Raw genomic sequence first — 7,671 nt, 5'->3', positions numbered from 1 at the left:
GAGCTTCGCGCCCCGAGGGCGACTACGCGGTTCTGGACACCGCGGGCGGGACCCTGTGGGAGTACGCGTTCGACTCACCGGCTCCGGCGGACGGGGAGACGCTGTCTGGTCGGCCTCCACCTCCGGCGGAGACCTGACCGCCATGCACACCGGCGCCCTGGCCGGAGCCCTGTGGGGCGCCTCGGCCATCCCCCTGCACGCCTGGCGGCATCTGGCCGACACCCTCGACCCCCACACCCTGGTCGCCGACGCCCTGCGCACCGCCCGCGGCACCCATCCCCACCTGTGGCCCGAGACCTCCGTGCGCACCGAACCGCACCAACGCCTGCGCCCCTTCGCCGTCGCCCACCCCCTCGACCCCGGCGTCCTGCTGGCCAACCTCGACCACCTTCGCGAGCACCCCGACAGCGCCGACGCCGTCGTCTCCCTGTGCGCCACCCACCCCACCGACGCGCCCCACCTGCGCTCCCGCGACTGGGTCCGCGTCTGGCTGCACGACCGGCCCCGAGCCAACCCGAACCTGCACTACACACTCGACGAGGCCGCCGCGGCCGTGGCCACCCTGCGCGCCGAGGGCAAACACGTCCTCCTGCACTGCTGGGCCGGAGCCTCCCGCACGCCCGCCGTGGCCGCCCGCTACGCCGTCACCGCCCTGGGCGCCCCCGCCCTGCCCACCCTGACCCAGATGATCCGCGCCGTCGGAGGCCACCTGGACAACCCCACACTGGCGCGCGCCGTCGCCGAACTCAGCGGCCAGAACCTGCCCGACCCCGCCCTCACGCTCTTCCCCGACGCTTCCGCCACGCCGACCCGAACTGCCAAAGCCGCAGGTCAACAGGTGACAAGTTCCACAAAACACCTCATTCCGGTACCGTGACCCCCGCGTTACCCCTAGGCTCAGCGCCCAGACCCCGTGCGATGCCAACGCCGGCGGTCCCGGCTCCGCCCGTGCACGCCCCCGCCCCACACGACCGGGGCGCCACGCATCCGACGCACCCACGCCCCACGGCACCCGCAACACGCGCCAGGAGGCGGCCGCCGCTCCCATCCCGCGACGTTCAAAGGACATCACCGTGGGCCAACACCAGCCCCAGAACACGCCCGCCGCCCCCCAGGACACCCCCACCGTGGGACCCCGGGTCGCCGCGACCCGCAGCCGCAAAAGACGCACACTGCTCCTCAGCTCCGCCGCCGTCCTGGCCGTGGCCGTGGCCGGAACAGCCACCGCCGCGGTCATCGTCACCGGCGCCGACACCACCGTGACCACCAACGCCGCCGGCATCCCCGAAGCCGACCCCGACCCGCTCACGACCGACCACACCACCCCCGCACCCGACCCCGCGGCCACCGACCGCGCCGCCCAGGCCGCCGCCAACGCACGCCAGAGCACCACCGCCACCGGCTCCGACATCGTCGAGCGGCCCGAGCAGACAGCCGAACCCGAGAACGACTCCTCCTCCGACGGCGACAACGGCGACGACACCCAACCCACCGGCCAGGGCGGCACCTGCCAGGCCTCCTACTACGGCGCCGAACTCGCCGGCAGCTCCACCGCCAACGGAGAGACCTTCGACCCCAGCGCCATGACCGCCGCCCACAAGGAACTGCCCTTCGGCACCATGGTCCGGGTCACCAACACCGCCAACGGCTCCTCGGTCACCGTGCGCATCACGACCGCGGCCCCTACGTGTCCGGGCGCTGCCTGGACCTGTCCACCGCGGCCTTCGAGCAGATCTCCAGCACCAGCGCCGGCGTGGCCGACGTCAGCTGGGAGGTCGTGGCCTAGACGGTCCGCGGCGAGGGTCCGGCAGGAGGCCAAGACCCCGCCCACACGTCGCCGTGGGCTGCCGACCAGGCAGAACCCGGACAGTAGTGCCACACATGTGGGAGGTCCCGGCGTCCTTCGAACCTACGGCCGTCGGGCTGGACGTACACGCCCGCCCCACGCAACACACCCCGACCCGGCGACCCCAGACCAGCGCCGACTCCCCACCCGACACCCGCGCGCCACCCCACGCGGCGCCCCGCCCCCCACGGGGGAGGGGCGCTCGCGCACATCCCAACCCCGCACACACCCCACGAGGCCCCGCACACGTCACCCGCACATGGCACAATCCCACCACCAGCACAACCACCACCCACAAGGAGCACCGCGTTGTTCCGCACCACCACTGGCTGGGTCGTCTCACCCACCGACCTCGTCGACACCCTGGAGTGCGACCACCGCAGCGCCCTGAAGACCGCCCTGGCCGCCCGCGTCCCCGGCGCGCCCGCCCCCCAGGACATCGACCCCCTCATCGCCCGCCACGGCCACGACCACGAACAGGCCGAACTCGACCGCCTCACCGCCCTGTTCGGCGACCTCACCCACATCCAGCGCCCGAACCCGACGACGCCTCCCTGGCCCGCGCCGCCGACGCCACCCGCCAGGCCATGGCCGACGGCGTCCCCGTCATCTACCAGGCCTGCTTCCACCACACCCTCACCCGCGCCCCCCACCCCATCGCCTTCCACGGCCGCGCCGACTTCCTCATCCGCGCCGACCTGGACCCGGCCACCGGCGACCAGCGCACCCCCACCCCCGCCACACCCGCCTACGAACCCTGGGACACCAAACTCGCCCGCCGCCCCGGCCCCGGCGCCGTCCTCCAACTCACCGCCTACGCCCACGCCGTCGCCCAGGCCACCGGCACCGCCCCCGAGCACATGCACCTGCGCACCGGCGACGGACAGACCCACACCCTGCCCACCGCCGACTTCACCCCCATCCTCGCCACCACCACCGCCCGCCTCCTGGACCGCCTCGCCCAGCCCGCGGCCCTGCCCACCCCCACCTGGGGCCAACCACGCCCCGCCTGCGACGGCTGCGGCTACCAGACCTGGTGCTCCACCGGCCGCACCGCCGCACGCCACCTCACCCTGGTCGCCGGACTGCGCACCGACCAGGCAGCCAAACTCACCGACGCCGGCATCACCACCATCGACGCCCTCGCCCGCGCCGACGACGACCACCGCCCCACCACCCTGCCCCGCCGCACCTTCGACCAACTCCGCGCCCAGGCCGCCCTCCAGGTCCGCCAGGACACCACCCGCACCCGCCACAACCCCCAAGGCACCGTCACCGCCGAGGTCTTCGCCCCCCGACGGCCTGGCCGCCCTGCCCGCCCCCAGCCCCGGCGACGTCTTCTTCGACATGGAGGGCTACCCCTACCACTCCCACGACGGCGGCCGCGGCCTCGAATACCTGTTCGGCGCCACCACCGAGGACGAGGGCACCGAAACCTTCCACGCCTTCTGGGCCCACGACCGCGCCCAGGAGAAACAGGCACTGGAGGACTTCGTCGACTTCGTCACCGCCCGCATCGACGCCGACGACGCCGCGCACGTCTACCACTACGCCTCCTACGAGGTCGACCGCCTCAAACACCTGTCCAGCGAGTACGCCACCCGCGAGGAAGAGGTCAACCGGCTCCTGCGCGAGGGCCGCCTCGTCGACCTGTACACCGTGGTCCGAAAGAGCCTGCGCGTGTCCCAGCGCTCCTACTCCATCAAGTACCTCGAACCCCTCTACCTGCCCGCCGCCCGCGGCGGCGACGTCACCACCGCCACCTCCAGCATCGACGCCTACGCCGCCCACCTGGCCGCCCGCGAGGCCGGCCACACCGACCAGGCCGAACACATCCTCGCCTCCATCGCCGACTACAACCGCGACGACTGCCACTCCACCGCCCGCCTACGCGACTGGCTCGAACGGCACCGCACCGCCCAAGGCATCACCGACCGCCCCCTGATCCAGACCGAACTGTCCCCGACCGACGCCGAACGCGCCCGCAAACGCGCCGAGAAACAGGCCCGCCACGCCGCCCTGACCACACCCCTGCTCGACGGGGTCCCCGCCACCGCCCGCGACGACCACCACCACGCACGCGCCACCCTGGCCGCCCTGGTCGGCTACTACCAGCGCGAGGCCCTGCCCCCCTGGCGCGAGCACTACCGCCGCACCAACGCCCCCCTGACCGACCTGGAGACCGACACCGACTGCGCCGTACCCTGGCGCGTGCACGCGGGGGAGTGGATCCAACCCACCGGCCGCAGGCGCACATCCCGCCGCGAACTCGCCCTGTGGCTCGACACCGCCCACCCCCACCCCTTCACCACCGGCCAGGACGTCCACCTGCTCTACCCCGCGCGCCCGGCCAGGCCGCGACCACCAACACCGCCACCGTCACCACCGCCGACCCCGACCGCATCACCATCACCGAGACCTGCGACCCCGACGCCACCTACACACGCCCGCCCGTCGCCGTCCTGCCCGCGCCCCCGTCAACCCCCAACCCAAGGACGCGCCCTCGAACTCGTCGCCCGCACCGCCGTCGACGACCTACCCGAATGGCCCCACCACCCCGGCCTGGACGTACTGCGCCGCCGCCCGCCCCGCCTCACCCACGGCGGCCCCCTGCCCGACCCCAGCGACGACCAGATCGCCGCCACCATCGCCTCCGTGGACGCCCTCGACCACTCCTACCTGGCTGTCCAAGGCCCGCCCGGCGCCGGCAAGACCTACCTGGCCGCCCAACTCATCACCCACCTGGCCCGCCAGGGCCGCACCATCGGCGTGTGCTCCACCAGCCACAAAGCCGTCGAGAACGTCATGGGCGCCGCACTGGCCGCCGCAGACGCCGCCGGAGTCGACCTGCCCGCCGCCAAACGCGCCAAGGGCCGCGGCAAGGACGCCCCCGACCCCGACCTGCCCTGGGAACAGCCCACCAACCCCCAGACCCTGGCCCGCTGGCGCACCCAGCGCACCGACCAGGGCCGCCCCGTCCTCATCGGCGGCACCGCCTGGGCCATGACCAACGCCGCCATGGTCGCCGACCCCCTGGACGTGCTCATCATCGACGAGGCCGGACAGTTCGCCCTGGCCGACACCCTCGCGGTCTCCGCCGCCGCCCACAACCTCGTCCTGCTCGGCGACCCCCAGCAACTGCCCCAGGTCGTCCAGGCACCCACGGCGAGGGCGCCGACGCCTCCGCCCTGCAACACCTCATGGGCGCCGACCCCGTCATCGACCCCCAACGCGGCTACTTCCTCGACCAGACCCGCCGCATGCACCCCGCCGTGTGCCGCACCGTCTCCGAACTCTCCTACCAGGGCCGCCTGCACGCCCACCCCACCACCACCCACCGCACCCTCGACGGCCTCACGCCCGGCGTCTACGCCCGCCCCGTCACCCACACCGGCCGCACCACCCACAGCCCCGAGGAGGTCGACGCCGTGGTCGCCATCGCCACCACCCTGGTCGGCCACCGCCTCACCCCCGGACCCGACCACGACCCACGCCCCCTGACCGGCGCCGACATCCTCGTCGTGGCCCCCTACAACCTCCAGGTGCGCGCCCTGCGCCGCGCCCTGGCCGACGCAGCCCGCACCACACCCGCCCTCGACGGCATCCGGGTGGGCACCGTCGACCGCTTCCAGGGCCAGGAGGCCGCCGCCGTCATCTGCTCCATGACCACCTCCACGCCGCCGACACCAGCCGCGGCCCCGCCTTCGTCCTGGACCGCAACCGCCTCAACGTCGCCCTGTCGCGCGCCCAACTCCTGGCCGCCGTCGTCCACTCACCCGACCTGCTCACCACCACCCCCCGCACCATCGGCGAACTGCGCCTCCTGGCCGGGTTCACCCGCCTGACCGAGACGCCCGCCCCTGGCCCCGCCCCTGACCGCACCGCGCCTATCCACGACGGTTCCGGACACGCCGCACGTGGAGTACGTTTTACACAGCACACCGGACCCGACCGGCGCCCCCTTCGCCGACGTGCCCCCCACACCACCGCCCTGGCCCGCCACACGCTCCGAAAGGCACCACGGCCCCCGTGTCTGACCGACCTTCCGCCCCCACCGGCGGCGGCGACAACACCCGCCACCCCACCGGCATCCGCGTCGCCCTGGCCGTCCTGGCCCTGGCCGCCCTGGTACTGGGCCCCGCCGGATACCTCATGGGCGTGCGCGCCTCCGCCCACGACGGCTCGGCCGCCGAATGGTTCACCCTCGCCTTCGGCGCCGCCGTCGGCCTGCCCTTCCTCGCCGCCGCCGTGGCCACCGTCGCCGGAGACCGCCGCGCCGCCCTGTGGTCGCTGGCCCTACTGGCCTGGCCCGTCGTGTTCGTGTCCGCCATCCACCTGTCCGGGTGGGGCGGGTAGAGCACGTCGGGGGCCACACCCGCCCGCTCCCAACCCACCCTCGCGACGAACCCGGGCCGCACTCCGCGCACCGACGCCCACAGCGCCGGCGTCGGCGCGCCCCAACCCCCGTGAACACCCGCACACGGGCCTGGGGAGCCCGCCCGCGCGGACGCCCCCGCACTCTGGCCGCGTTCCCACCAGTCGCCAGAACCGCCCGGCTCCTTCCTCGGCCCCGCGACAGCCGCACCGCACGCGCCGCCCCAGACGGGCGACAGCCACGGCACACGCCCTAACCTGAACCCGCCAGGGACGACGAACACCCACCGAGGACCCACCCGTGTCACCCAAGAAGCGCACCCGCCGCACACCCCGCGCCCGACGCCCGCCACGCAGCACACCGCCGACCAAAACGCCCTCCCACGCAAACGCACCATCAGCCGCACCCCCGTGGTCATCGACGACCCGCCCGACCGCCGCCTCACCGCCCTGTGGGTCCTGCTCTTTCTCGTGTGGCTCCTGGGCACCCCCCTGGCCATGGTCAACCTGACGTTCGTCGTCATGGACGCCCAGGAGACCGCCTACCCGACCTTCGACCCCGCCACCGGCGACACCCCCCAAGACCTGGTCACCGACGTCGGCAACGCACTGGTCTGGTCCTGGTCACGGCCCTGGCCGTCCCCGCCGCCTCCACCGTGGCCGCCCTGTGGCTGCGCCGAAAAATCGCCGCGATCGGCTTCGCCACCGCCCTGGCCGTCTCGGCCCTCCCCCTGTTCCTGGTCATGCCGCCCGCCGACCTGTGGCAGGCCCTGGTCACACACTTCACCACCACCTAGCCGGGCGACCCGAACCCCCAACCCAGGAAGGCAGACCCCCCGCCCGCGTGGCGGAAGACACCCCCGCCGACCGGTCGACACCCCCCAAGGACGAGAAAACGACCACGGCGAACCCGACCCGCCACGACCGCTGACCAGCCCACCCCACCCCGTGCGCCATCATGGATCACCGTGAGCACACCCGCCCCCTCCCACGACAACCCCGCCGCGCTGCCCGCTCCCGTCCGCGACCGCCTCGAACACGCCCCCCACAGCGTCCTGGTCGACACCCGCGCCCTGGAACGCGTCCGCGCCCAATTCGACACCGAGCAGGCCCACGCCCTGGGCCGCTACCTGGCCAACGCCCAGTCACCCAACACCCTGCGCGCCTACCGCGCCGACTGGACCGGCTTCACCGCATGGTGCCTGGCCCAGGACCGCCAGTCGCTGCCCGCCGACCCCGTCGACGTCGCCGTCTACCTGGCCGCCTGCGCCCAGGCCCGCACCCCCGACGGATCCGCCTGGGCCCTGGCCCCCTCCACCCTCGACGCCGCGCCGCCGCCATCGCCGCCGTCCACGCGCCCACGGCCTGCCCTCGCCCACCCGCGCCGACGTCGTGCGCATGACCCTGCGCGGGATCCGACGTCGTGCGCATGACCCTGCGCGGGATCCGCC

The 7,671-nt window shown here is 74.0% G+C and carries 6 protein-coding genes and 2 pseudogenes; 7 read left to right on the top strand and 1 reads right to left on the bottom strand.

Annotated features, from left to right (window positions below):
• The first annotated feature begins 142 nt into the window (after positions 1-142).
• Positions 143-877, top strand: coding sequence for a dual specificity protein phosphatase family protein (locus BJF83_RS24850; RefSeq protein WP_262391875.1), 735 nt, complete (start codon positions 143-145; stop codon positions 875-877).
• A gap of 196 nt (positions 878-1,073) precedes the next feature.
• The gene (locus BJF83_RS30115; protein WP_262391874.1) at positions 1,074-2,237 is read left to right on the top strand and encodes a septal ring lytic transglycosylase RlpA family protein; all 1,164 of its coding nucleotides are present in this window, start codon (positions 1,074-1,076) and stop codon (positions 2,235-2,237) included.
• On the opposite strand, the gene BJF83_RS31395 is transcribed toward BJF83_RS30115, so the two are convergent.
• Positions 2,186-2,371 (bottom strand): hypothetical protein, encoded by a 186-nt coding sequence (locus BJF83_RS31395; RefSeq protein ID WP_394329385.1) that lies wholly within the window; start codon positions 2,369-2,371, stop codon positions 2,186-2,188. The two genes, BJF83_RS30115 and BJF83_RS31395, sit on opposite strands and share 52 nt — an antisense overlap.
• Positions 2,372-3,193: 822 nt before the next feature.
• On the opposite strand from BJF83_RS31395, the pseudogene BJF83_RS31390 reads away from it, so the two are divergent.
• From BJF83_RS31390 to BJF83_RS24825, 5 genes and pseudogenes are all read left to right on the top strand, one after another.
• Positions 3,194-4,942: pseudogene (locus BJF83_RS31390) on the top strand (TM0106 family RecB-like putative nuclease); the annotation flags it as partial.
• Between the two features lie 104 nt (positions 4,943-5,046).
• On the top strand, positions 5,047-5,691 hold the full coding sequence (locus BJF83_RS31385) for an AAA domain-containing protein (RefSeq protein ID WP_394329384.1): 645 nt from the start codon (positions 5,047-5,049) through the stop codon (positions 5,689-5,691).
• 184 nt (positions 5,692-5,875) lie between these two features.
• On the top strand, positions 5,876-6,202 hold the full coding sequence (locus BJF83_RS24835) for a hypothetical protein (protein WP_075928232.1): 327 nt from the start codon (positions 5,876-5,878) through the stop codon (positions 6,200-6,202).
• A 674-nt stretch (positions 6,203-6,876) separates the two neighbouring features.
• Positions 6,877-7,017, top strand: coding sequence for a hypothetical protein (locus tag BJF83_RS30110; protein WP_262391873.1), 141 nt, complete (start codon positions 6,877-6,879; stop codon positions 7,015-7,017).
• A 171-nt stretch (positions 7,018-7,188) separates the two neighbouring features.
• A pseudogene (locus BJF83_RS24825) lies at positions 7,189-7,671 on the top strand (integrase); the annotation flags it as partial.

This window comes from Nocardiopsis sp. CNR-923 (assembly GCF_001942255.1).
In the GTDB taxonomy this organism is placed as follows: Bacteria; Actinomycetota; Actinomycetes; order Streptosporangiales; family Streptosporangiaceae; genus Nocardiopsis.
The sequence above is the reverse complement of the archived record's forward strand: the minus strand, read 5'-3'. Positions and strand labels throughout refer to the sequence as shown.

Bases quoted from the DNA above. Each gene is read 5' to 3' on its own strand.
- BJF83_RS24850 (WP_262391875.1), top strand. From the start codon at position 143: ATGCACACCGGCGCCCTGGCCGGAGCCCTGTGGGGCGCCTCGGCCATC.
- BJF83_RS31385 (WP_394329384.1), top strand. From the start codon at position 5,047: ATGGGCGCCGACCCCGTCATCGACCCCCAACGCGGCTACTTCCTCGAC.